The sequence below is a fragment of the Cohnella fermenti genome (genome assembly GCF_004801405.1).
GTDB classification, from domain to species: Bacteria; Bacillota; Bacilli; order Paenibacillales; family Paenibacillaceae; genus Cohnella; species Cohnella fermenti.
This window is the reverse complement of record NZ_SSOB01000065.1, coordinates 19,821-42,810: the sequence shown is the minus strand read 5'-3', so window position 1 is coordinate 42,810 and position 22,990 is coordinate 19,821. Positions and strand designations below refer to the sequence as shown.

Genomic DNA, 22,990 nt, shown 5'->3' with positions numbered 1-22,990 from the left:
TTACAAAGGGGTACACGGTAATGAATACAGGATTGAGGATGTCCGTAGCACAACTGCAGAATAGTCTCATGGAACGCAAAACAAAGGACCGTCAGGGAATGAACTCATCCCTGACGGTTTTTCTTATGCACAAATCGTCCTGTGGATGCCCTCCGTGGCGGTTGGAGGAGGAGATGAGCGGGAAAAGCAAGAGGGCTGTCCGGCAGCGGGCAGCCCTTGCCTGTTTATTCCGCGAAGGAATGTATATTGAAGCGCGCAAGCGCAGGCCGTAAGTTTGGTGGGAGAAAGGAGACGGTTCTGTGCGAATAACGGAATGGATGGGGTATGACAAGGTGGGGTTTATGCTCGATGGCAAGGAAGGTTTTGTCGTGTTGCCGCAGCGGTTCGCCGAGGGGAGGCCCTGGGTGTGGCGGACGGAGTTCTTCGATCATTACGACAATGCGGATACGGCGCTGCTGGAAGCAGGCTATTGCCGCGCCTACTATCGGCAGAGCGATCTGTACGGCTGTCCCGAAGCGGTGGAAGGGATGAGGAGGTTCCACGAATTCGTCACCCGCGTGTTCGGGCTTGCCGGGAAGGCGGCCCTTGTCGGGCTGAGCCGCGGCGGTCTCTATGCCTGCCAGTTCGCGGCGGCGTGCCCGGAGCGTGTGGCGCTGCTATACCTCGACGCTCCCGTGCTTGATATCCGAAGCTGGCCGGGAGGCAAGGGCACAGGCATCGGGGCGGCGCGCGAGTGGCAGGAGTGCCTGGCCGCTTACGGATTGACGGAAGAAGCGAGCGAGACGGCAGGCGTCTCCCCGTTGGATCGAATCGGGCCGATCGCGAATGCGCGAATTCCCATTCTTATGATCGCCGGAGATGCGGACAGCGTCGTTCCTTATTCGGAGAACGGGGCGATTCTGGAGGAGCGCTACCGGGGTCTTGGAGGAAGGATCGAGACAATTGTGAAGCCGGGCGTCGGCCATCATCCTCACGGGCTGGAGGAGCCCGGGCCGATCCTTGCTTTTGTCCGCAGTGTTTATCCGGCGAAAACATGTATATTGAGCGGCGGGAATCCGGCGTTGTAAGCTTGGCGTGCTCCGGAACGGGACGCTGCCGGGGAAGCGGGGCGAACGGCCCGGACGCAGGCAAGATCACGCAAACAAGACAGCCGAATCACGCAAGCAAGACAAAGGGAGCGGAGTTGCGATGGAGACGAGAGGATGGATCGAAGAAGCATGGGAGCTCGGAGCGGATAAGGTCCGCCGCGCGAGCCGGAGAATCGGCGCCCGATTCCCGCACGGGTCGCACGACGGCCATTACGAGTTGATGCCGCCGTCCTACTGGACGGCCGGATTCTGGACCGGCCTGCTGTGGCTGGTGTATCGGGACGGAGCCGAGGAGGAGCTGCGGAGCATTGCCGAGCAGTGCGAGACGCAGCTTGATCCGCTGCTTATGGACTACGCTTGCTTAAGCCATGACGTCGGCTTCATGTGGACATTAAGCTCGCTCGCGAACGACCGGCTTACCGGACAGGAAGCGTCGCGGCGAAGAGGGCTGATCGCGGCCAGTCACCTGGCGGGGCGGTATAATCCGGTCGGCCGGTTCATCCGGGCCTGGAACCAGCCGGAGCGGACGGGATGGGCGATCATCGACTGCTTGATGAACATGCCGCTGCTGTATTGGGCGTCGGAGCAGACGAACGATCCGCGCTTCCGGCACATTGCGCAGGCCCATTCGCGGACGGCGGTCGAGCACTTCCTGCGCGAAGACGGCTCGGTGCGGCATGTTGTCTGCTTCGATCCGGAGACGGGCCGACGGGTCGGCGCATTGGGCGGGCAGGGGTATTCCGAGCATTCCGCATGGGCGCGCGGAGCGGCGTGGGGCATCTACGGCTGGACGCTCGCCTTCCGGCATACGGGCGCGGCCGAATTCCGCGAGGCGGCCCGGCGGACGGCGGACTTCTTCCTGGCGCACCTGCCCGAGGACAAGGTGCCGTACTGGGACTTCCGCCTGCCCGATTGCGCAGGCGCGCCGCGGGATTCGAGCGCGGCCGCAATCGCGGCCGGCGGGCTGCTGGACCTGGCCGACGCGGTCGAAGGCGAGGCGGGCGAGCTGTACCGGCAGCACGCGCTGTCCATCCTTCGCAGCCTGAGCGAGCGCTATCGCGCGGACGAGACGGAGGAGGCGATTCTCTTGCACGGCACCGGCAATTGGCCGATGAACCAGAACGTGGACCGGCCGCTCATTTACGGCGACTACTATTACATGGAGGCGCTGGCCAAGTGCAAGGGCAATCCTGGGTTATGGGGGCCGTGGAGCGGCAGCGGCGGCCGTCGAACCGGGAACGGTTAACCGCGCAAAAACATGTATATTGAACCGCCGCGCCCGATCGGCCTATGATGGGCGCATTCCTACAACGCAAGGAAGTGACAACATGGAACATACAGGCTCGCCGCTGCCGACGTCCGCCTCGGCCGTCCGCACGAAGCGCAAAATATCCAAGCGGCTGCTGCGGCAGAACATTCCTCTGTACGCGATGTTTATCCCGATCATGGCTTACTTCATCATCTTTAAATACTATCCGATGACGGGGCTGATTATCGCCTTCAAGAACTATCGGTTTATCGACGGCATCTGGGGCAGCTCTTGGAACGGCCTGGACAACTTCCGGCTTATCTTCGGCAACGACCAGATCTCGGGCATCATCTGGAACACGTTGAAGCTGAGCGGCCTGAGCATTGTCGTCGGCTTCCCGATGCCGATCCTGCTGGCCATTCTCGTCAACGAGGTTCGCAGGAGCAGCTTCAAGCGCGCGGTGCAGACGATGGTCTTCCTGCCGCACTTCCTGAATTGGGTAATCGTCGGCGGGATCGTTCTGACCGTCTTCTCACAGAGCACCGGAGCGATCAATCATCTGCTGGACGCATGGTTCGGAACGACCTTCCCGTTCCTGTACCAGCCTTGGTCGTGGCTGGCGATCTACCTGGGCGCAACGGTGTGGAAGGAAGCCGGATGGGGGATGATCATCTACCTGGCCGCGCTGACCTCCATCGATCAAAGCTTGTACGAGGCGGCGAGCATCGACGGGGCGAGCAAGTGGCAACAGATCCGGAGGATCACGCTGCCGGGCATCATGCCGACCGTCATTATCATGCTTGTTCTGAAGATCGGCCATCTCATGGAGGTCGGCTTCGACCAGATTTACGTGCTTCAGAATCAGGCGGTGGCCGACATCTCGGAGGTCATCAGCACGTTCATGTACAAGATCGGCATCCAGCAGGCCCAATTCAGCCTCGCGACGGCCATCGGCCTGTTCGAATCGCTGGTCGGCCTCGTGCTGGTCGTCGGGGCGAACCGCCTCGCGCGCCGATTCGGTCAAGGCTTATGGTAACGAAGGAGGCGGAACAATGACCGGAACGAAGGGCGAGAAATGGTTTTATCGGGCGAACGGCCTCATTCTGACGCTTGTCGGGCTTAGCTGCGTGCTTCCGCTTGTGCATATTGCCGCGCTGTCGCTCAGCGGCAAGTTCGCGCTGGCGGCAGGCTCGGTCGGCTTCTGGCCCCGGGACTTCGACACGGCGGCGTATCGGGGACTGTTCCTGGAGATGCCGATGCTCCAATCGTTCCGCAACAGCGTCGTCATTACGCTGGTCGGGACAACGCTCAACATGCTGTTTACGATTATGGCTGCGTATCCGCTGTCCAAACGGTATTTTCTCGGCAGAAAAGTGTATTCGTTCGGGGTGATCTTCACGATGCTGTTCGGCGCGGGCATGATTCCGAATTACTTGCTGGTCAAGAGCCTGGGGCTCATCGACACGTACGGGGCGCTCTGGCTGCCGGGGCTTGTCAGCGTCTGGAATCTGATGGTGCTCCGCAGCTTCTTCGAGAGCCTGCCGGAGGAGCTGGAGGAAGCCGCGAGAATCGACGGCTGCTCGGAATGGCGGCTGCTCGCCCGCATTGTGCTGCCGCTGTCGCTGCCGGTGCTGGCCGCGCTGTCGCTCTTCTACGGGGTCGGGCAATGGAACTCGTTCATGAACGTGCTGCTCTACATGAACAGCTCGGCGAAGTGGAACCTGTCCGTGCTCGTGCAGCAGTTGTTCCAGAACCGCGAGTTCTTCGACGAGATGGCCAATACGCGGCCGGATCTGGCGGTCATATTGACGCCGGAAGGCGTGAAGGCGGCCGGAGTCGTCGTCATGACGCTTCCGATGCTCATCGTTTATCCGTTCCTCCAGCGATTCTTCGTCAAGGGAGTCATGATCGGCGCCGTGAAGGGGTAATCGCAGCGCTGCGCCGACAGGAGAGGAGGTGGGGCCGAGCGCAAGGAAAGTCGGGCATTCCGGAACGAGGTAATCTATTATAACGATAAGGGGTGACGCAACATGCAAGCGAACAAGAACAAGAAGAAGACGGCTGCCGTCGCGATGGCGACGCTGCTGGCGGCAAGCGCGCTGCTGACGGCCTGCTCCGGCGGCAACAACAACGAGCCGGCGGCGTCCGGCGGGGCCGATTCCGATGCGAGCGCAAGCACAAGTACAAGCGCAAGCGGAAGCGCCAAAGCGAAGGAAGACCGGCCGGAGATTACCGTCTCGGTGTACGACCGCAACAACGTGCCGGACGGCGAAGGAACGATTACCGACAACCGCTGGACGAAGTGGATCAACGACAATGCGCCGGTCAAGGTCAAGTTCGTCCCGGTTCCGCGCAGCACGTCCCAGGACAAGTTCAACGTGCTGTTCGCTTCCGGGCAAGCGCCCGATCTGATCATGGAATATTCGAATCCATATATGAAAACGCTGGCAAGCCAAGGCCAATTGCTGCCGCTCGACGACGCCATCGCCAAGTATTCGACGACGTACAAGGACATTCTGGCCGGCGATCCGAACCTGCAGAAGCTGACCAACTTCAACGGCAAGACGTACTTCATCGGGCGGAACATCGGCTACACGACGAACCACTACCTGCTGATTCGCAAGGATTGGCTGGATAAGCTGCAACTGTCGATGCCGACGACGACGGAGGAGTATCTGCAGGTGGCCAAGGCGTTCGCGGAGCAGGACCCCGACGGGAACGGCAAGAAGGACACGTTCGGCACGACGTTCACCGACGTCGATTACTTCTTCGGCCTCGGCCAATCGACCAACATCGCGGAGAAGAACATCTCGGTCACCTCCTACTTCCTGACGGCCGACGACCAGTATCTGCGCAGTTGGGATCAGCCGCAGGCGGCCATCCAGTTCAAGAAGGACCTGTACGACGCGGGGACGGTCGATCCGGACATCTTCGCCGACAAGGACGGCTCGAAGGCGCAGCAGGACTGGATCAACGGCAAGCTCGGCATCTTCGTCGGCGGCGGGCTCGAGAGCGCGGGCGCCTACAATACGTATGCCTCGTTCGTCCAGAACAACCCCGATGCCGAGGTGGAGATTCTGCCGCTTCCGGCGTCCGAATTCGGTCAATTCTCGCCGGCCGGCGGCGTGCCGAACATCCAGATCACCGCGGCGATCAACGCCTCGGCCAAGAACGTGGAGGCGATCATGCAGTTCGTCGATTGGATGATGACCGACGATGTCGCGGCGACGTTAAAGTACGGCTTCGAAGGGGAGCATTATCAGATAGACGCTGCCAGCGGCTGTCCGGCGCCGATCGATGCGGACAAGAACAACAAGGAGCTTAATTGGAACGCGGACTTCCAGATGCTCGCCCAGACCGGCAAGATGGGGGATTGCGGGCTGTTCTCGAAGCAGCTCGACGCCAGCAAGCCGCTTGATAAAGCCTATATCGACTTGATCGATCAAGGCAGAGCCGCCTACATCACGGCCGAGCGTCCGACCACGCCGGCGATTCTGCTGCCGGTCGGACTGCCCGACGATCTGTCGGTCACCAACAGCACGGCGATCAATACGATCGCGAACCTGTATACGAAGGCGATCGTCAGCGGCGCCAAATACAGTGCGGAGCAGGCGATTGCCGACGCGAAGGCCGCCTGGACCAAAGCCGGCGGCGACAAGGTCGACGCGTTCCTGGCGCAAGCCTACAAGGAGAACGAAGCGAACGTGATCTACACCGAGGATATGTACCCCGACGCGAAGAAGTAGTTGGCGGCGGAAGGAAGCAGCAGCGAAGGGACAAGACGGGCGGGGCCCGTCTTGTCCTTGGCGTTTTCATTCGCGGCAGCGGCGAACGGGCGAGGCTCGATTCCGGCATGAGATTCCGGCGTGATAAGATAGTCCTAACTTTTGTGTGCGAAGGAGAGCCCTATGCGGAAAATCTGGCTTCATCGACTGCTCCTGTCCTACCTGCCGGTGTTCATCCTGTTCGTATGCCTGTTCATGTTCATCGGCATTATTCAATTGAACTCGCTGTCCCGGCAGGACGCGGTCAAATCCAGCCGCGCCTTCGCCGAGAATCTGCAGAACAATCTCGATATGTCGCTGCGTTCGATCGAGATGATGATGATCGGGACGATCACCCGCAACTCGACGCTGACCTCGTTCGCCGGCATGGAGAGCTCGCCCGAATTCATTATCGACCTGTCCCAATTGCTGCAGTCGATGGTCAGCACGAACTCCTTGATCGATTCGATCTACGTGTACCGGGCGGGCGATGGGACGATTGTCAGCGATCAGACGAAGCTGAGCGTCGATCAATTCGCCGACCGCGCGTATGCCGAAGCCGGCCTGAACGCCCAATCGTCCGTGTGGAGCGACCCGCGGACGTTCCGCGTCTTCGCAGGCGGAGAGCGCAAGGAGACGGTCGTCTCGATGACCCAGAGCATTCCGCTCGGCAGCCGCGGCATCGCGATTCTCGTCGTCAACGTGAGCATGGGCGGGATTCGCGATTACTTCGACAGCTTCGGCCAGTCGGGGGTAAGCGAGTTGTCGGTCGCGGACCGCAACGGGGAAGCCGTGTTCGGCCAATCCGCGGCGCTGACCGGGAAGGCTCCCGTCTCGCTGACTTCGGCCTATTCGGGACTCACCTACCGAAGCGAGCTGAAGACGTCCGTCTCCGGCAACCTATACGAATATATTACGAGCGGTTGGGTGATGTTCGGCTTGCTCGGGCTGCTGATCGGCATCTGGTGGGTCGTCTATATCTCGCGCCGCAATTACAAGCCGATCGAATCCATTCTGTCGCGGATTCAAACCTACAACGAGCAGCACCGGAACTCCTTCCTGCGCGAGCCGATCGGCGACGAGCTTCGCTACATCGACTACACGCTGTCCAATATGATCGAAGCGACGCAGGACTACGAGCATCGGGACCGCGAGCACGCGAGGCTTCGCCGCTTGCGGCTGTTCCGGGAGCTGCTGGAGGGCGGCGGGACGGTCGGAGAAGCGGAATGGTCCGAGGCGATGAGCGGGCTCGGGGGCGGCGGGACGTTCGCTGGCGCTGCGGTCAGCCTGATCGAGATCGACCAATATTCGGCTTTTATCGGCGGCTATTCGCATGAGGATCAGGGGTTGTTCAAGTACATTCTGACCAAGGTCGTGGAGGAGACGGCGAGGACGCATTCCTTGCGGATCTGGCAGGAATGGGCGACGAACCACCGGCTGTGCGTTATCGTGCTAAGCGAATCCGAGGAGGAGCGGGTGCAGGCGAGCCGACGCATTCTCGCTCACGCCGAGGAGGTCCGGGAATGGCTGCAGAACCATCTGAAGCTGACGATCACATGGGGCATCGGCTCGTCCGTAACCGAGGTCGGCGACATCTCCAAATCCTGCGAATCCGCCGTTCGGGCGCTGGACTACAAGTCGGCGCTCGGCAGCAACCGGGTGATCGGGCATTGGGAGATCGAGGATCTGGCCAGCGGAGATTTGTTCGTCTACTTGCAATACGTGCGGACGATCGCCCAGGCGTTCCGCGTCGGCAGCGAGGACTGGAAGGAGCAGCTCGGGCTGCTGTTCGCCGGACTCCGGTCGCTGCTGCTGCCGAGGGAAGAGATCGACGGCGTGCTGATCTACATGAACTACTTCTTCCTCCGGGAGATGACGGAGCTTCCGCCGGAATATCAGGAGATCTGGAACCGCGAATTCCGCGAGAGGTGGGAGGAGCGCATGGATTCTCTCGAGACGCTGGACGAACTGGAAGCCTTCTATTCGGATCGGCTGACCGCGTGCTTCTCCCGGATGAAGAGCCTGCGGGAAGAGCGGGGCAACCATGCCGCCGTCCGCAGGGTGAGGGAGTACATCGAACGGAATTTTCACAATCCCGATCTCTCCTTGACGCTGCTCGGCGAGAAGTTCCAGATGAACACGTCAAGCCTCAGCACGCTGTTCAAGGAAGAATTCGGAGAGAAATTCGTCGCATATCTCTGTCAGGTGAGAATGGAGCACGCCAAGGACATGCTCCGCAACGGCAGCCTGCCGATCAACGAGATTGCGGGCCGGGTCGGCTACCAGCACCCGATGTCGTTTATCCGCACGTTCAAGAAGATGGTCGGCGTGACGCCGGGCGATTACCGGAAGGTTCATCAACCCTGAGTATAAATGATATAACCCCTCGCAATTCCCTCCGAGTCAAGCCGATGAATGCGCAGAACCACATCAAACGCCTCTCCCGGGGCGGTCCAAGGAGAAATGAATATTGTCAGAAAAATCGACTCTATGCTAGAATATCGACATCATGATAATATAAAGGGAATTAAGTCCCATAAATTTCCGGGAAAAGATATGTGGAAAGGTGAATGCCTTGGGACTACTCCGGCCAGATTTGGTTATCCTTCTTGGACTGTTCGTTCTGCTCATCATTGTCGTGTCCATAAGCCAAATCACTCGAACTCATAAAGTGTATTTGGCTTTTCACTGCATCATGATGGGATGGCCGCTCGGGCAGTATGCCGTGTCCATCGCGGTCCGGCCGGATATTCAAGTGTTGTTCCTGAAGATCAGCTTCGTGTCGATCGGGCTCATCGGCCCCGGTTGGCTGCTCTTCGTTCAGTTCTTGACCCGGCGCAACGTGAAGCTCTCGAAGGTCGCGGCGATTGTGTCGCCTTCGCTGATCGGCGTCGTTGCCGCGATCTGGAACCCGAACGGCTTGTTCTTCCGCGCGGTGACGGACCATCTGACCGATCGGCTGTACGGACCGATGTTCTGGCTGCTGTCGCTCACGCAATTCGGTTATCTGTTCGTGACGCTCATAAGCATGTACTACGCGATGAAGAACGACAGCTCGCCGCAGCGGAGGAAGCAGATTACGATCACGCTGACCGGCATGTTCGTGCTCACCGGCTTCGCCGTGCTGGATCTGTTCGTCAACGTCATGCTGCGCGACTATCTGCCGATCGTTCCGGGCCTCCTGTCCGTCGGAATTCTGCTCTCCGATCTCTGCTTCGTCGTCGCGATCTCCAGGTACGGCATGTTCGACGTGCTGAGCATGGCGCAGCGGGACATCATGGACCACATGAGCATGGGCATCATCGTCGTGGACGACAGCAATGCGGTCATCGAAGTGAATCGCGGCACCGAGCCGTTCATTCTTGTATCCAAGGACGACATCTTCGAGATGGACAAGTTCCTCTCCCCGGTCGAGCAGCAGGAGGAGGTCCGGGAGTTCCTGTACCGCTACCGGAATTACCCGCAATCGAGGCAGCAGACGGAGATCTGCTGGCGCGACGGCCGATACTTGTCGATTCAGATGTCGCCCGTGCTGGACGATGCGAACAATGTGCTCGCGAAGGTGATTACGTTCCAGGACGTCACCGAGCAGCGCAATCACGTGGAAGAGATGAACCGCAAGAACGAAGCGCTGCACGAGAGGAACCTGGAGCTGATTCTTATCCAGGAGGAGCTGTTCCAGCTTAATCAGAAGCTGGAGCAGATGGCGGTCACGGACGGGCTGACCGGCTGCTTCAACCGAAGGTACCTGATGCAGCAGTTGGAGCATGAGGTGCTGCTCAACTATCGCTACGGGACGCCGTTCTCGATCTTCCTGTTCGACATCGATCACTTCAAGGTGTTCAACGACCGCTACGGCCATCTCGTCGGGGACGAAGTGCTCTGCCGAACCGCGGAGGCGGTTCGCGGCGCCTTGCGCAGAACGGATATTCTGGCCCGCTACGGCGGCGAGGAATTCACGATCTACCTTCCGCATACGAACCGGGAGCAGGCGGATAAGCTGGCCGAACGGGTGATTCGGGCGGTCGAGGAGAACGTCATCGCCGTCGGCAAGGAGAAGGTCGGCGTCACCGTCAGCATGGGAACGATGACGGAGGAGGACTTCCTTGCGCCGATCGGCGACGTGAAGGAATATTTGCGCGAGCGGTTCGCCCAGATCGACTCCGCTCTCTATCAGGCCAAGAAGCAGGGGCGCAATTGCGTTGTCGTCGCCTCCTGAATTCCGCTTCGTTCCGAATGCGATGCTCGACTGTATGACAGCACGACAAGAAGCTGCGCTCGGCCCGGGATAAACAGAAGGATAAATGCCTTAGGTCGAGTGCACTATTTTCACCAACCCGCTATCGTGCTTGTCCATTCGATGATATAGTTAGAGCAAGTCGTTAAGGCAAACTTGTCGAAAGACAAGGACGCAAAGCCACAGGGTCTGCCGTTCGCGAGAACAATGACAGCCTGGCCGCCGGAGATGTCGCTTCGAGTGTTATTCGCATCGCAAGATGTTCGGATCGAAGCTATAGGGTCGGTTCCAGGGCAGCGTCCTTTATGGATGCGGCTTTTTTTGTGGTGTTGGCGGCAGGTCGAAGGGTTGTCGGGTTGACGGAGGAAAGGTGGAGGTCGGAATGAGCCAAGAAGGCGCTGCTTATCGGAAGACAATGGGAGGATCGGATAAGGAGATCATCTCGCTTAAGTCGTTGGTTCACTGTCGGACGGTCGTCGAGAAGGCCAACTTCGTCTCTACGGGGATCATGACCCGGGCGGAAGGCGAGCTGTTCGAGATCGAGTTGAGCGAATTCGAGCTGTTCGAGCTCGGCGAGACGGTCAAGCTGACGATCTATTCCCCTGTCGGCATTCAATCGTTCCAGTCGATCGTCTTCGCCAAGTACGACGGAGCCATCGCGATTATTCAGCCTCCGATCGTCAATCAGAGATTCCAGGAGAAGCGGGAGTTCTATCGGGTGGAGGCGACCGGTTCGGTCCAGATCATCCGGCTCGTCAAGGAGAACGGCGAGATCAAGCTGCTGAGCGATCCGCTCGAAGCCCGTCTGCGCGACATCAGCATCGGCGGGGTTGGGCTGATTATGCCTCCTCACGAGGAGCTGTCCCAGGTGTCCCGCATCGGCGCCATCGTCCAGGTAGGCTTCGCGTTCGCATGCGAGCTTGAGGCCGTGCACCGGGAGCGCCGGCTGGACGAGATGCATTACGGCTTCCGCATGAAGGTGCTGGATACGGAGATGCTGCGGCCGCTTCGGGCATTCGTGCTCAGGCATCAGGTCGAGCAGAACATTCAATCCCGTTCGGAGGAGTCCCGCAAGCGCCAGCTTCGCTGAAGCGGCGAGGGCTGCTGCGGCGACCGTGCTGTTCCACTCGGGCTATTCCATCGAATTCGCGCGACAGGTGTTCTCTTCGCATTGAAGAGGAACCTGTTTTTTTGTTGGCGGCGCCGGTCGCTTGCTTCTTGGCTGCGATCCTTCTAAGCTAGTTGTAATGGAAGGAACAGGAACGACACTTGGCGGAGAATAGTGAGGCGACGATGAGAGCAAAAGTGTGGACAACTGCGACAACGTGGACCGGGGCGGCCGGCATCGCGTTCGCGCTGGCCTGGGGAGGCTGGCGCGAGGGGCTGTTCTTCGATATCGACTTGTATCCGTTCGAGATCTTCGTGATTGCCCTGGCAGCGGTCGTCGGGGCGATGGCGGCCATTGGCCGCCGACGCGGGAAGGCGGCGCCCATCCCGCTGCCGGGCTGGGCGCTGCTCCCGTTCGGGCTTGCGACCGCGTACGGGCTTCACTTGCTGCTGGAGCCGGCGAGTCTCAAGGGGACCATGGATTCGTTCCTGCGCTGGACGGCCTACGGCTGCTGGTTCGTTCTCGCCTCGGCCTATCTGGCCGGACCGGCGGCGAATCGCAAGGCAGGCTGGGCCGCGCTGCAGTTGGCTGCGATGGTCCTCATTCTAGCCTCCTGGTGCGGCTGGTTCGGGTGGATCGGTCCGGAGGCGATCGTTTACCGGTCCGGGCAAGCGGAGCTTGCGGCGACGGGCGCCCGGCTGGCGGGCCTGCTGCAGTATCCGAACGCTTTCGGGGCGGCGGCGGCGTTCTTCGTGCTGATCGAGTGGCGGCTGCTCGCGTCGAAGAGCCGGCCGGCGTTCGGGTGCGCGGCGCTTATGGCGGTGCCGGCGCTCGGGGCGCTTATGCTTGCGGAGTCGCGGGGAGCCGCGCTGGCTCTTGCCGGGGCGGGCGCGCTGTCGCTTGTCCTAGGCGGCAGGAACCGCTGGGGGTATTCGCTGGCGACGGCGGGAGTCGCGCTGGCCTGCGCTTCGGCGGCGGCGAATGCGGCCTTCGGGGCGATGAAGAGCGGACAGCCGGCAAGCGGCGCCTGGGCGCTCGCCGCAGCGACGATCGTCGGAGCGCTCCTGCTGCTTGCGCTTCGGCGCGAGGCGGAGAGGTATGCGCGGAAGGACGAACGGCAGGGTGAACAGCAGGACGGACGGAAGCGCGGGCGGAAGGGCGAATGGGAGGACGAATGGGAGAGCGAGCGGGAGGGTGAATGGGAGGACGAGCAAGAGGACGGACTGAAGAGCGGGCGGAAGGGCGAATGGGAGAGCGAACGGAAGAGCGAACGGGAGGGCAAGCGTGCGTTCAGAGTGGTCCGGGGCATAGCGAGGGGGAGGCGCTTCTCCTTTGTCTCTCCCGGCGGGGGAGTCGTCTTGTTCCTGTGCGGGTGCGCGGTCGCTTATGCGCTTCTGGCCGGAGGAGACTCGGGAGGAGCCCGGCTGGACGGCCATTACGAGACGGCGGCGGCGAGGGGACTCTACTACGCGGACGCGCTGCGGATGTTCCACGACCGGCCTTGGCTTGGGGCGGGCGGGGAGAGCTGGCGCATGCTGATGGGGGAGTACAAAACCGTTCCGTATATCGGGAACGAGGTGCATAGCGGCTACCTTGAGATTCTGATCGATACGGGTCTGCTCGGCATCGTCCTGCTCGCCGCGCTGCTGCTTGTCCCGCTCGGCAAGCTGCGCAGCAGGGCAGCCGTCGCCTGGCCCCCGGCCGCGCTGCTGCTTGCTCATGCCGCCATCGACTTCGATTGGTCGTACGGCTATGTCTGGCTGCTGCTCCTGTTCTGGCTGGCGCTGCAGCTTCGCGAGGGCGAAGCGGAGCAGGCGAACGCGAGGGGGCGGCAGGGAAGGAGCGCTGCGGCGCTCGTTGCCGCGCTCCTGATCGGCTTCGCCGCCGCGACGCTGCCTGCGGCGTGGCGCAGCTCTGTCGCCGCGAGCGAGCGCGAGGCTGCGCTCGCGGCGGCGCCTTCCGCGCGCGCGGAAGGGCTGCGCGCGGCGCTGGCTGCGAACCCGGCGTGGAGCCGGGTTCGGCTCGAGCTCGCCCCTCTCTTGCAGCCGCAAGAGAGGGCAGAGCTGCTCGCGCAGGGATTGCGGTATGACCCGCAATACCCGGCGCTCGAGTTCCAGCTCGGCATGGCCTACGCCGAGATGGCGCAGCCCGAGCCCGCGGCCGCGCACTTGCGCGAGGCGCTGCGGCTCGACCGCTTCGACCGCGAGGCGCAGAACGCCGCCATCGCGACGATGACGTCCATGGCCGAGCGCTATGCCGCCGCCGGCCGGGACGATCGGGCCCAGGCCGCCGCAGAGGCCGCCGCGGCCATGTTCGAGGCGTACCGCGAGCTGTATCGCGCGACGTACGCGGGCAAGGCCAATCCGTGGGACGACAAGGAGCTTGCGCTGTTCGCCGCGGCCAAGTTCAACGGGGCGACGGCCATGCTGCTGCTCGGCCGGCAGGAAGAGGCGGCGGCGCTCCTCCGGGAGGTGGCGGAGGAGCAGTCCGAGGAATGGAGCCGGCTGGCGAAGGAGAAGCTGGCTTCCCTGTCCTGACCGCGGCATCCGCGGAATAGCTTCGCCCTCGCACGCTGTGCCGCTCCTCCGCCGAATGCCGCCTGGCGCTTGACGGACGAGCTTCGCCCGGCGAGACTCGTGTTCTTCCGACTGCAGCGGCTTTTTCGAGAAATGGACGATCGATTGGGAGAGACGCCGGGTGCGTGATAGCGATAGCTTCATAGATTGGATCAGACTCATAGAGGAGGTGTGATCCAATGGCTAACAAACGTCCTAAACCCGGCCGCGTCGATTCGAAGAAGTTCAAAATCATCAAGTACGCGAAGAAAGACGCCTCTGCCAAGCGCGAGACGACATTCACGCGGCTCTCGATCGTGTGGGTGCAGCAGAATGGAGTTCCGTACGATACGACCGGCTTCATCGCCACGTTGACCCGGAACAATTCCGTCGTCGCCACAGCCGCGTTCGATGAGAACGGAGTCGCCCGGTTCAGCAACGTGCGCGTTCTGACCAGTCGCGCGTACACGCTTCGCACGTTCGACAGCGACGGTATCCTCTACCGTACGAGAAGCATTCCGGCCGGCGTACAAGCCTATGCCGTCATCGGCTAACCGAATGACGGGCGAGTAGGCGCTCGGAGAATGCACGGAAGAACGTCCCAACCGCGCGGTGAGCGGCTCGGGACGTTCTTTTGTCGCAGGCATGTTGGGTGCAGTTGAGTAACCACGACTCAACCGAAGCGGCGACAGGCGCGTTGGCCGCCCCTGCGTTCCGGGGAACGCAGGGGCAGGAGCGGCCTGCGCCGTCAGCCCCCGAATGCGTCGCGGAAAGCGCGCCGGAGACGTTCCGGCTCCACGTCCCACAGCTCGGCGACGGATTCGCTCACCTCGGCGTTCCACCAGTCCGCCAGCTTGCGCCGGTCGCTGCGGTTCTCGTGAATCCAGATCAGGTTGCCGATCACCCGCTTCACATACAGCTCTTCGGCTTGCCGAAGCTTCTCGTCCGGAACGTAGAGGCGCAGCCGCTTGACCGTCCGGTACAGCTCGTTGCCGCACGCCCGGCGAATCGTCCTGGCGGAGGGCAGCGGGGCTGCGTGCTTCGGCTGATGATTCATGTTCATCGGTCATCCTCTCCCGACATTAACCTATGCGCAGGGAGGAGGTTCGGACACAGGCGCAGGCCGCCCTGCTCCTGGAAGGAGGGGGCGGCCTGCGTTCGCGTTCGAGCTGTTCGATCGTTCCGTCATTGAACAATCGCATCAGGACAATCGCGTTACTGGACAATCAGATAGCCGACCATCGGAATGCTCGTTGCCGGATCGCTGTGCGTGGTGCACACGATAGGGTAGGTGCCCGCTTCCGTCGGCGTAAAGCTGACAACCGTTGTTTTCCCCTTCTGGACGTTGCCCTTGATGCCTTGTCCGTCGCTGCCCAAGCCTTCGATGACGAAGGGGTGGGATTGGCCGCTCACGCCGGTGATGCGGAGCTCGACGGGAACGCCCTTCTTCACGATGATCGTGCTCGGCGCCCAGACGTAAGCTTCCAACTGCTTATTGTCGGAAGTGGTGGACGTGAATTCCCCGGTGACGAGGCTAAACACCTGTGTGCTCGAGTCCGTTAGCGTAGCCGTCGCAGGCTTGTTCTGCTGCCAACCGAAGTAAACACCTGCCACAACGACGACCACTGCGAGGATAAGATACCACTGCACCTTTTTTTTGCTGATAAAAACGACCTTGTTCATCGCCGTTCGCTCCTCTTCATCTTTGTCCCACTTCTATCCTGAGTGTATGCGCGGGCCCGTCCTTGCATGACAAGCTATTTGAGTCCGCGGTCGTTTGCGTAAGAGAAAGCCATGCCCTATGATAGAGAAGATTGATTCTCGCAAGGGAGAGTGGAGCGCGCTACATGATGGATACGATTCATGGGTGGCTGGATCAACTGTTGGTCTGGATCGAGAGCCTCGGCTACTTCGGCATCATTATCGGACTTGCCCTGGAGGTTATTCCCAGCGAGATCGTTCTCGCCTATGGCGGTTACCTCGTCTCGAAGGGGGATATCGTCTTCTGGGTTGCGGTGCTGTGCGGAACGGTCGGAGCGCTGCTGCAGCAATGGATTCTGTACGCCATCGGCCGATTCGGCGGCCGTCCCGTCGTCTACAAGTTCGGCAAGTACCTGCATATCAAGGAGAAGCATATCGAGCTGGCCGAGCGATGGTTCGAGAAGTACGGGCCGATCATCGTGTTCACGGGGCGGTTCGTGCCGGTCATGAGGCAGGTCGTCTCGCTGCCCGCCGGCATGTCGAAGATGAACCTGACCAAGTTCTCCCTTCTGACGCTGATCGCGTCGTTGCCGTGGTCGATTCTGTTTATATGGCTGGGCTGGAAGCTCGGGGACCAATGGGAAAATATCGACGAGAAAGCGGCACCCTACGTGCAGCCAACCATCCTTATCGCCATTGCGTTGCTGATCGTGTACTTCCTGTTCCAGTTCTTGCGCAAGCGGAACAAGGCAAACAACACCAAATAAAAGGAAAGAGGGATTCTCATGAGCAAATCGCTCGCCGACAAGCTGAACCAAGGCATCTCCCCGCAACAATTCATGGAAGGGATGACGAAGAACAAGGAAGCGTTCGCCGCGAACTACGAGAGCTTCGCATGGCCGGACGAAGAGACGAAGGAATTCTACGAATCGCTGAACAATCGCGACGATCTGCGCTGCCTCATCATCAGCGCGGATTGGTGCGGCGATGCTCTCCGCAGCGTTCCGATTGTTTTCCGCGCGATGGAGACGGCCGGCATTCCGACGGAAGTGTTCATCATCGAGCAGAACTACGACTTCATCGACCAGCATCTCGTGCTCGGCGGACGCTCGATCCCGATCGTGCTGTTCTCCGACACCGGCGGCTACCAGCTCGGCAAGTGGGGCCCTCGCCCGGCCCACGTGCAGCAGGCCATGATCGACTTCAAGGCGGCCAATCCGGATCGCGAGGCGCCCGATTATCAGGACAACCTGAAGGTGGCGCGCGAGGAGATCGGCCGCCGCTACGGCGAGCAGTCGGACTACGCTCCGGTTATCCTCCGCGAGATCGGCGATCTGCTGTCCGGCGTCTAAGCGGAAGGAAGGGAAGAGTAAGATGCTTTCTTTTCAACGGTATACGCTCGGGGCGCTGCAGACGAACGCTTACGTGGTGACGGGAGATGACCGCAAGCGCGCGATCGTCATCGATCCGGGGACGCCGGACGCGGCGCTTATTCGCAAGCTCGAAGGGCTGCAGGTGGAGGCGATTGTCCTCACGCACGCCCACTTCGACCATATCGGCGGCGTGGACGAGCTGCGCAAGCGGTTCGGCGCTCCCGTCTATCTTCACGCGGCGGAGAAGGACTGGCTCGTCGATCCGGCGAAGAACGGCTCTCTGCGCTGGACCGACGTCACGGCCCCGGTAACGACGGAGCCTGCCGAGTTCGCGCTTGCGGACGGCCAGGAGCTCGCGTGGCTCGGAGAGACGTTCCGGGTGCTCCATACGCCGGGGCATTCGCCGGGAAGCGTCAGCCTGCTCTGCGGCGACCTGCTGTTCGCGGGAGACGCGCTTTTCCGCCGCTCCGTCGGCCGGACGGACCTTCCGGGCGGCAATCCGGCCGCGCTGGAGAAGGCGATTCGCGAGAAGCTGTACGTTCTCCCGGACGAGACGCTTGTGCTGCCCGGGCACGGTCCGGAGACGACGATCGGCGAGGAGAAGCAGGCGAATCCATACGTTCGTCCTTGACTACGAGCCGAGCATCTGATATATTGGCGTTACTAAGGTTCATATTGGGATCGGCTGCGAAGAACGCAGGCGTTAGAGGTTTAACCTCTTTTGCCTGCGTTCTTTTTTTGTTTTTTTGCGGTCGTGTTTCTGAGCCGTGGGGGATATGGGAGACAGGAGGGAGAACGACGGTGAATCGCAGGCGACAGATGACGATCGGCCTGGCGGCGGCACTGCTGTCCGGTGTGCTCGTCTACGGCATGTACTGGCTGCAGCTTCGGCAGCTTCGGGAGGACGAGATGGTTCGCGTGGTCGTTCCGAAGCAGTTTATCCCGGAAGGCGCCATTCTGGAGGAAGGGATGCTGGCCGAGCTGCCGATTCCGAAGTCGGCGCTGCGGGACGGAATGCTGCTTCGGCCGAGCGAGGCTTCGGGTCTGCAGGCGCTGGCTCCGCTCGGAACGGGGGAGCCGCTGCTGGACTGGAAGGTGGAGCGCTTCCCGCTGCTTCCCCGCCCGGGGGAAGCGACGTTCCAGATTCCGCGCGAATATGTGAAGTCGGTGTCGAACGGCATCCGGGCGGGCGACCGGGTCGGCGTGTACCTGTCCTCGGAGCGGCTCGCATCCCGGCGGCTGTTCGCGGAGGCGGTTGTCGTCGCGGCCGTGAAGACGTCGGCCAACGTCGAGATCGAGAGCCCCGAGAGCGACAGCCTTCGCTCTCTGACGAGCGGGGATAAGGAGAAGCTGTATGCATCGCGAAGAGACGCGAACGGAAGCATCGATTCGATCAACCTGAATCTGACGGAGGAGCAATGGCTGGAGCTGGATGCGGCGTGCAAGGACGGAGGCGCGAAGGTCGTCATCGCCTATGAGGCTTCGGCAATCGACGAGGAGAACAAGGAGAAGGAGGGAGGTTCATGAGCGCGGCGCTTGGCAAGCTGGTCACCTTCGGAGGCTCCACGCCGAACATCGGGACGTCGCTAGCGGCGTTCGGAACGGCCTATCGAATCGCGTCCACGACGGGGAAGAAGGTAGGGTTCTTGTGCCTTAACCTGAAGAGCGCGAAGACGCACCTGTACCTTGGCATCGACAAGCCGGAGGTGACGCTGGACGGTCTCCGCCCGGAGCTCAAGGCGGGGACGCTTAGCGGCGAGAAGCTGCGGCAGTACGCATTCGCGCCGTCGCGGCTCGGCGGCCTGCACGTGCTGTTCGGCAACATGGCCCGCGATCAGGCGGAATATTACGAGCCGGAGCAGATTACCGGCTTGCTCCGGGCGGCTCGGGAGGCTTTTGCGCTGACGGTGGCAGATGTGAGCGCTTATTGGGACAATGCCGCAACGGTGTGCGCGATGAGGGAAGCCGATCATCGCTGCCTGGTGACGACGGGGAGCCTCTCCCACTTCCAGGAGGACGTCCACCGCTGGACCGGGCAGGTCGGGGCCCAGTTCGGGGTGGAGAGGCAGCATTATCAGCTCGTGCTTCTGAACGGAAAGTATCCGTACTGGGGAGGGGGATTCGGCATGAATGAGATTCGGAAGGAGACGGGGGCCGTCTCGCTGTCCGAGCTTCGGCTGAAGGAGAGCTTGCACCTGCAATTGGACAGCGGAAGATTGGACGAATGGCTGGCCGCCGACGAGCGCAATGCGGCCGCCTTCGATGCCGTCGCCGATCCGCTGCTGCGCACGCTGAATTGGGCGGAGAGGCTGCAGAAGACGGATCGGCCTTGGCGCCGCAGGCTGCTGATGCATCGGAGCCGGAGGGAGCTATGAGGGCCGGGGCAGCGGCTCGGGCGGAGGAACCGAGGCGGCCGGGAGAGGAGTGCGGACAGGGAGCGAGCGGGCCGGAGGAGAGGCGAAGGTTCTCGCCGACCGCTTATGCGGCTCGTCTGCAGGCGGAGAATGCGGGCGTGACGGCGGGGACGGCTGCGACTGCGGAGGGCGAGTCGGGACGCGGCCTCGGCGGTGCCGGGGTCGATCTGAAGGCGCTGACCGAAGAGGCGAGACACATGCTCGCGGCGCCGCGGGGCTGGAACGAGGAGGAGCAGCGGCGCTACGCCGAGAAGCTCAATCGCGCTGTCATCGGCTTCCCGCAGGAGCGGGCGGAGCTGCTTGCGATTCTGTCCGACTGGATCATCAAGAAGCGGCTGCAGCATCTGAAGGCCGGCACGATGCCGTACGGAACGCTTGCGGAAGCGCTGTTCGCCGAGGTGATCGGGCTGAACGTTCTTGAGCTGGTGCTGCGGAACCGGAGCGGGCTGGAGGAGGTTCAGGTCGTCGGCACGCGCATCTTCGAGGTGAGGGACGGGCGGGCGGTGCCGTCCGCGTACCGGTTCGAGAGCGCGGAGCTGGTCGAACGAATTCAGCAGAACCTGGTGCTATTCAATAACGACCGCATCAACCCGCGGAAGCGATGGGCGGAGGTTCAACTGCTCGACGGCTCCCGGGTGACGATGACCGGCTTCGGCTTCACCTCCCGGCCGACGCTGACGATCCGCTTCTACACGGTCCGCCGCTTCGAGCTGGACACGCTGTGCCGCCCCGAATACCGGACGATCAGCGAACCCATGCGCGACCTGCTTCGGGCGATTGTCCGGTCGCGCTTCAACATGGTCGTCATCGGCGCGACGAACACCGGCAAGACGCATCTGATCAAGGCGCTCATCGCGGCCATGCCGGACGAGGAACGGCTGGTGACGATCGAGGGCCGGTACGAGCTTGCTCTTCTGCGGGATTTTCCGGAGAAAAACGTCATCGAATACGAAGCGGACGAGGAGGACCCGGCGCACGGAGCGAAACAGGCGTTTAAGCTGGCCCTTCGGCAGTCGCCGCAGCGGATCTGCCATGCCGAGATCCGGGACGAGGACGCCAACATCTATGTGAGGGCATGCACGCGCGGCCATGAAGGGAGCGTCACTTCGGTCCACGCCAGCGCGCTGGAGGACGTGCCGGAGGCGCTGACCGATATGTGTATGCTCGATGGGCGCGGGATGAACCCGGTGCGGCTGACGAAGCGGATTACCGAATACGTGACGCAGATCGGCTTCGAGATGCGAATGGTCGGCCAGACGCGCAAGTTGGTCCGGATCGGGGAGTTCGAGTGGCGCGGCGGCGAGGCTGCCGTCCGCGACTGGGTGCGCTACGACGAGCAGGCGGGAGATTGGAGCTTGCCGCTCGATTGCTCGCGGAAGGCGCTGGAGCGGCTAGGCCGATTCGCCCCGGACGAGTGGGAGCGGGTGTTGGCGGGAGCTTGCGAGGCGGAGAAGGGAGGAGGATGACAATGGGGCTGACGGGGAGCATGACGAGTGATCTGTCGACAGTCCGACTCACGAGCTTGCAACGGCTGAAGGATGCGGGGCTGCCGGACCCGAAGCTGGCGGCGGTCCTGTTCGTCCTGTTCCTTCTGCTGTTCCTCGCGCTGCGCGCCGGGCTGGCGGGCTTCTCGGACCGTGCGGCCAGGCACCGCAGGCTGCATTGGAACCGGGAGCCGACATGGAGCCGTTACGCGGTAAGCTTTCTCTCCCGATTCGGCAGGCTCCAGGAGCATCTGGCCGATCTGCTGGCGGCTTCCGGCTGGAAGCTCCGCGCCGAGAGCTTCGCTCTGCTGTCCGTCGGGCTCGGCCTTGCCGGGTCGGCGTCGGGGACGCTGCTGCTCCACTCGGCTCGGGGGACGGCGATGCTGGCCGCGATGCTCGCGCTCGTTCCCTACTGCCTGCTCCGGATGAGGCTGATCAAGCGTCAGTTGGCTGTTCGGCTTGATTTTCTGCCGGCGCTTGAGCTGTTCTATCAATGCTACCTCGTGACGGGAAGGAGGCACGCCAGAATCGCGCTGCAGCGGGCCGTCGAGGAGAGGCGGCTGACGGGGGAAGCTCAGCTCGTGTTCGAGCAACTGTACCTTCAGCTCTGCGTTCACGAGGACGACGAGGCGACCTTGCGCAGGTTCGCGCTCGCAATCGGCAGCGTCTGGGCGGATTACTTCTGCAACATGCTGCGGGTCGCGCTGACGGAAGGCAACGATATTGCGGATAACCTGCAGGAGCTGATCGGGGACATGAGAAATTCGCGGCTGGAGGACCAGAAGGAACGCCATCGGCTGCTTGAGATTCGCATCGCGAACTTCTCGCCGGCGCTGTTCTTCGCTCTCTTCATCGGCATCAACATCCGCATGAATCCGGAAGCCAGCTACCGATATTATTTAGCCAGCGCAGACGGTCGGGGAATGCTGTTGAACGCGGTCGTCATGCTGTTCGCCTCTCTGCTCGTCGGAATCTACTTGTCCAGGCGGCGGTTGTAGGGAGGTCGTAGGTGAGGTCGTAGAGAGATAGGGAGATAAGGAGATAGGGAGATAAGGAGATAGAGAAATAAGAAGGATAGAGAGATAAGGAGATATAGGGAGGGAAGGGGGAATGCCCGTTGGCTGCATATGACCTTGGAATGTTCGGCTTGATCGGCCGGATGGTGCAATTCGCGGTAGGGACATTCGGCATCGGATTGGTTTTGAAGCTGGCGTTCGGACGGCGGCCGCGATGGAGAACGTCCTGGCGGGATATGCGCTCGAGAGAAGCGCCGAGGTGGTGGCTTCGGCTGACGGGGGTGCTGGAAGAGAGCGCCGCGCTGGCGGACAGGCGGACGCTGCTCTCCGGCTGCGGAATTCGTGTCGACCCGGCGCTCTATCTTGCGGTTAGACGGAGCCTGCTTGGGCTGCTCCCGCCGTTCGCTCTGCTTGTCCAGTGGCGCGGCGACACGCTGCTTCCGGGCGCCTATAGCTGGTACGCGTTCCTTGCCGCTTCCGGCTTGTGGACGTTCGTCCTGTTCGACCGCGCCGCCCTGGAATCCTACACGCGCCACCGGACCGATCGCATTCGCAAGGAACTGGTCGTCGTCGGCAGCCAGCTTCTGTATTACGAGGGTTCGCGGCTCCATCTCCACGGGAAGCTGCTGCGCTGCCTGCCGTATACGCGGGTGCTGCGAGACGAGCTTCAGCTTCTGCTTAACGAATGGTATCACGATGCGGACCTGGCGCTGAATCGGTTCAAGGCAAGGGCCGGAACCGGCGAGGCATACGGATTCGCCGAGACGCTGCGGGCGCTTCGCATGAACGAAGAAGGGGCGATCTACGAGATGCTCCGCGACACCATCCGCGAGTACAAGGCGAAGATCGAGCTGTCCAAAGCCGGACGCAAGGAGACGGCTTCGTACGTCCTGTTCGTGCTTGCGGGCATCCCGATTTTGTACAGCTTTCAGATTTTTATCTATCCGTGGGTGCAGGAGTCCCAGAAGCTGTTCGACAAGCTGGGATAAAATGAGGGCGTT

The 22,990-nt window shown here is 61.7% G+C and carries 21 protein-coding genes and 1 riboswitch; of the genes, 19 read left to right on the top strand and 2 right to left on the bottom strand.

Annotation, left to right across the window (positions count from 1 at the left end; all coding sequences use genetic code 11):
- The 11 genes from E6C55_RS34345 to E6C55_RS31125 all read left to right on the top strand — a co-directional run.
- Nucleotides 1-272 (top strand): hypothetical protein (locus E6C55_RS34345; RefSeq protein ID WP_211093683.1); only part of this gene is annotated, 272 nt, incomplete at its 5' end.
- Nucleotides 273-299: 27 nt separating this feature from the next.
- Complete coding sequence (locus E6C55_RS31170; protein ID WP_136373750.1) at nucleotides 300-1,067, top strand: alpha/beta fold hydrolase; 768 nt, start codon at nucleotides 300-302, stop codon at nucleotides 1,065-1,067.
- 121 nt (nucleotides 1,068-1,188) lie between these two features.
- Nucleotides 1,189-2,334, top strand: coding sequence for a glycoside hydrolase family 88 protein (locus tag E6C55_RS31165; RefSeq protein ID WP_136373749.1), 1,146 nt, complete (start codon nucleotides 1,189-1,191; stop codon nucleotides 2,332-2,334).
- 82 nt (nucleotides 2,335-2,416) lie between these two features.
- Nucleotides 2,417-3,373 (top strand): ABC transporter permease, encoded by a 957-nt coding sequence (locus E6C55_RS31160; protein WP_136373748.1) that lies wholly within the window; start codon nucleotides 2,417-2,419, stop codon nucleotides 3,371-3,373.
- Between the two features lie 16 nt (nucleotides 3,374-3,389).
- Nucleotides 3,390-4,265, top strand: coding sequence for a carbohydrate ABC transporter permease (locus E6C55_RS31155; protein ID WP_136373747.1), 876 nt, complete (start codon nucleotides 3,390-3,392; stop codon nucleotides 4,263-4,265).
- A 102-nt stretch (nucleotides 4,266-4,367) separates the two neighbouring features.
- Entirely contained in the window at nucleotides 4,368-6,083 is a 1,716-nt protein-coding gene (locus E6C55_RS31150) for an extracellular solute-binding protein (RefSeq protein WP_136373746.1), read from the top strand.
- A gap of 162 nt (nucleotides 6,084-6,245) precedes the next feature.
- Entirely contained in the window at nucleotides 6,246-8,468 is a 2,223-nt protein-coding gene (locus E6C55_RS31145) for a helix-turn-helix domain-containing protein (protein WP_136373745.1), read from the top strand.
- Nucleotides 8,469-8,667: 199 nt separating this feature from the next.
- The gene (locus E6C55_RS31140) at nucleotides 8,668-10,320 is read left to right on the top strand and encodes a histidine kinase N-terminal 7TM domain-containing diguanylate cyclase (protein WP_269145571.1); all 1,653 of its coding nucleotides are present in this window, start codon (nucleotides 8,668-8,670) and stop codon (nucleotides 10,318-10,320) included.
- A gap of 157 nt (nucleotides 10,321-10,477) precedes the next feature.
- Nucleotides 10,478-10,565: riboswitch (cyclic di-GMP riboswitch) on the top strand.
- 155 nt (nucleotides 10,566-10,720) lie between these two features.
- Entirely contained in the window at nucleotides 10,721-11,428 is a 708-nt protein-coding gene (locus E6C55_RS31135; protein ID WP_136373743.1) for a PilZ domain-containing protein, read from the top strand.
- Between the two features lie 203 nt (nucleotides 11,429-11,631).
- Nucleotides 11,632-13,983, top strand: a complete 2,352-nt coding sequence (locus E6C55_RS31130; RefSeq protein ID WP_136373742.1) for an O-antigen ligase family protein — start codon at nucleotides 11,632-11,634, stop codon at nucleotides 13,981-13,983.
- Nucleotides 13,984-14,201: 218 nt separating this feature from the next.
- Nucleotides 14,202-14,555 carry a hypothetical protein gene (locus tag E6C55_RS31125; RefSeq protein WP_136373741.1) on the top strand — a complete coding sequence of 118 codons (354 nt, stop codon included), beginning with the start codon at nucleotides 14,202-14,204 and terminating at the stop codon, nucleotides 14,553-14,555.
- 194 nt (nucleotides 14,556-14,749) lie between these two features.
- Here the strand turns inward: E6C55_RS31125 and E6C55_RS31120 are convergent, their stop codons facing one another.
- Both E6C55_RS31120 and E6C55_RS31115 read right to left on the bottom strand, forming a co-directional pair.
- On the bottom strand, nucleotides 14,750-15,064 hold the full coding sequence (locus E6C55_RS31120; protein WP_136373740.1) for a dehydrogenase: 315 nt from the start codon (nucleotides 15,062-15,064) through the stop codon (nucleotides 14,750-14,752).
- 152 nt (nucleotides 15,065-15,216) lie between these two features.
- Nucleotides 15,217-15,684 (bottom strand): cupredoxin domain-containing protein, encoded by a 468-nt coding sequence (locus tag E6C55_RS31115; RefSeq protein ID WP_136373739.1) that lies wholly within the window; start codon nucleotides 15,682-15,684, stop codon nucleotides 15,217-15,219.
- Between the two features lie 167 nt (nucleotides 15,685-15,851).
- Here E6C55_RS31115 and E6C55_RS31110 point away from each other — a divergent pair, with 167 nt between their 5' ends.
- The 8 genes from E6C55_RS31110 (at nucleotide 15,852) to E6C55_RS31075 (ending at nucleotide 22,978) form a co-directional block, all read left to right on the top strand.
- Nucleotides 15,852-16,469, top strand: coding sequence for a DedA family protein (locus tag E6C55_RS31110; RefSeq protein ID WP_168735976.1), 618 nt, complete (start codon nucleotides 15,852-15,854; stop codon nucleotides 16,467-16,469).
- A gap of 18 nt (nucleotides 16,470-16,487) precedes the next feature.
- Nucleotides 16,488-17,054: a thioredoxin family protein gene (locus tag E6C55_RS31105; protein WP_136373737.1), complete on the top strand. Its 567-nt coding sequence runs from the start codon at nucleotides 16,488-16,490 to the stop codon at nucleotides 17,052-17,054.
- Between the two features lie 22 nt (nucleotides 17,055-17,076).
- On the top strand, nucleotides 17,077-17,706 hold the full coding sequence (locus E6C55_RS31100; RefSeq protein WP_136373736.1) for an MBL fold metallo-hydrolase: 630 nt from the start codon (nucleotides 17,077-17,079) through the stop codon (nucleotides 17,704-17,706).
- Nucleotides 17,707-17,876: 170 nt separating this feature from the next.
- Nucleotides 17,877-18,602, top strand: coding sequence for a CpaB family protein (locus E6C55_RS31095; RefSeq protein ID WP_136373735.1), 726 nt, complete (start codon nucleotides 17,877-17,879; stop codon nucleotides 18,600-18,602).
- Entirely contained in the window at nucleotides 18,599-19,450 is an 852-nt protein-coding gene (locus E6C55_RS31090) for a P-loop NTPase family protein (RefSeq protein ID WP_136373734.1), read from the top strand. Before E6C55_RS31095 ends, E6C55_RS31090 begins: the two co-directional genes overlap by 4 nt.
- Nucleotides 19,447-20,955 (top strand): ATPase, T2SS/T4P/T4SS family, encoded by a 1,509-nt coding sequence (locus tag E6C55_RS31085; RefSeq protein WP_230986936.1) that lies wholly within the window; start codon nucleotides 19,447-19,449, stop codon nucleotides 20,953-20,955. Before E6C55_RS31090 ends, E6C55_RS31085 begins: the two co-directional genes overlap by 4 nt.
- Nucleotides 20,952-21,971 (top strand): hypothetical protein, encoded by a 1,020-nt coding sequence (locus E6C55_RS31080; protein WP_230986935.1) that lies wholly within the window; start codon nucleotides 20,952-20,954, stop codon nucleotides 21,969-21,971. Before E6C55_RS31085 ends, E6C55_RS31080 begins: the two co-directional genes overlap by 4 nt.
- 119 nt (nucleotides 21,972-22,090) lie before the next feature.
- Complete coding sequence (locus E6C55_RS31075) at nucleotides 22,091-22,978, top strand: hypothetical protein (RefSeq protein WP_136373733.1); 888 nt, start codon at nucleotides 22,091-22,093, stop codon at nucleotides 22,976-22,978.
- Nucleotides 22,979-22,990: the final 12 nt, after the last annotated feature.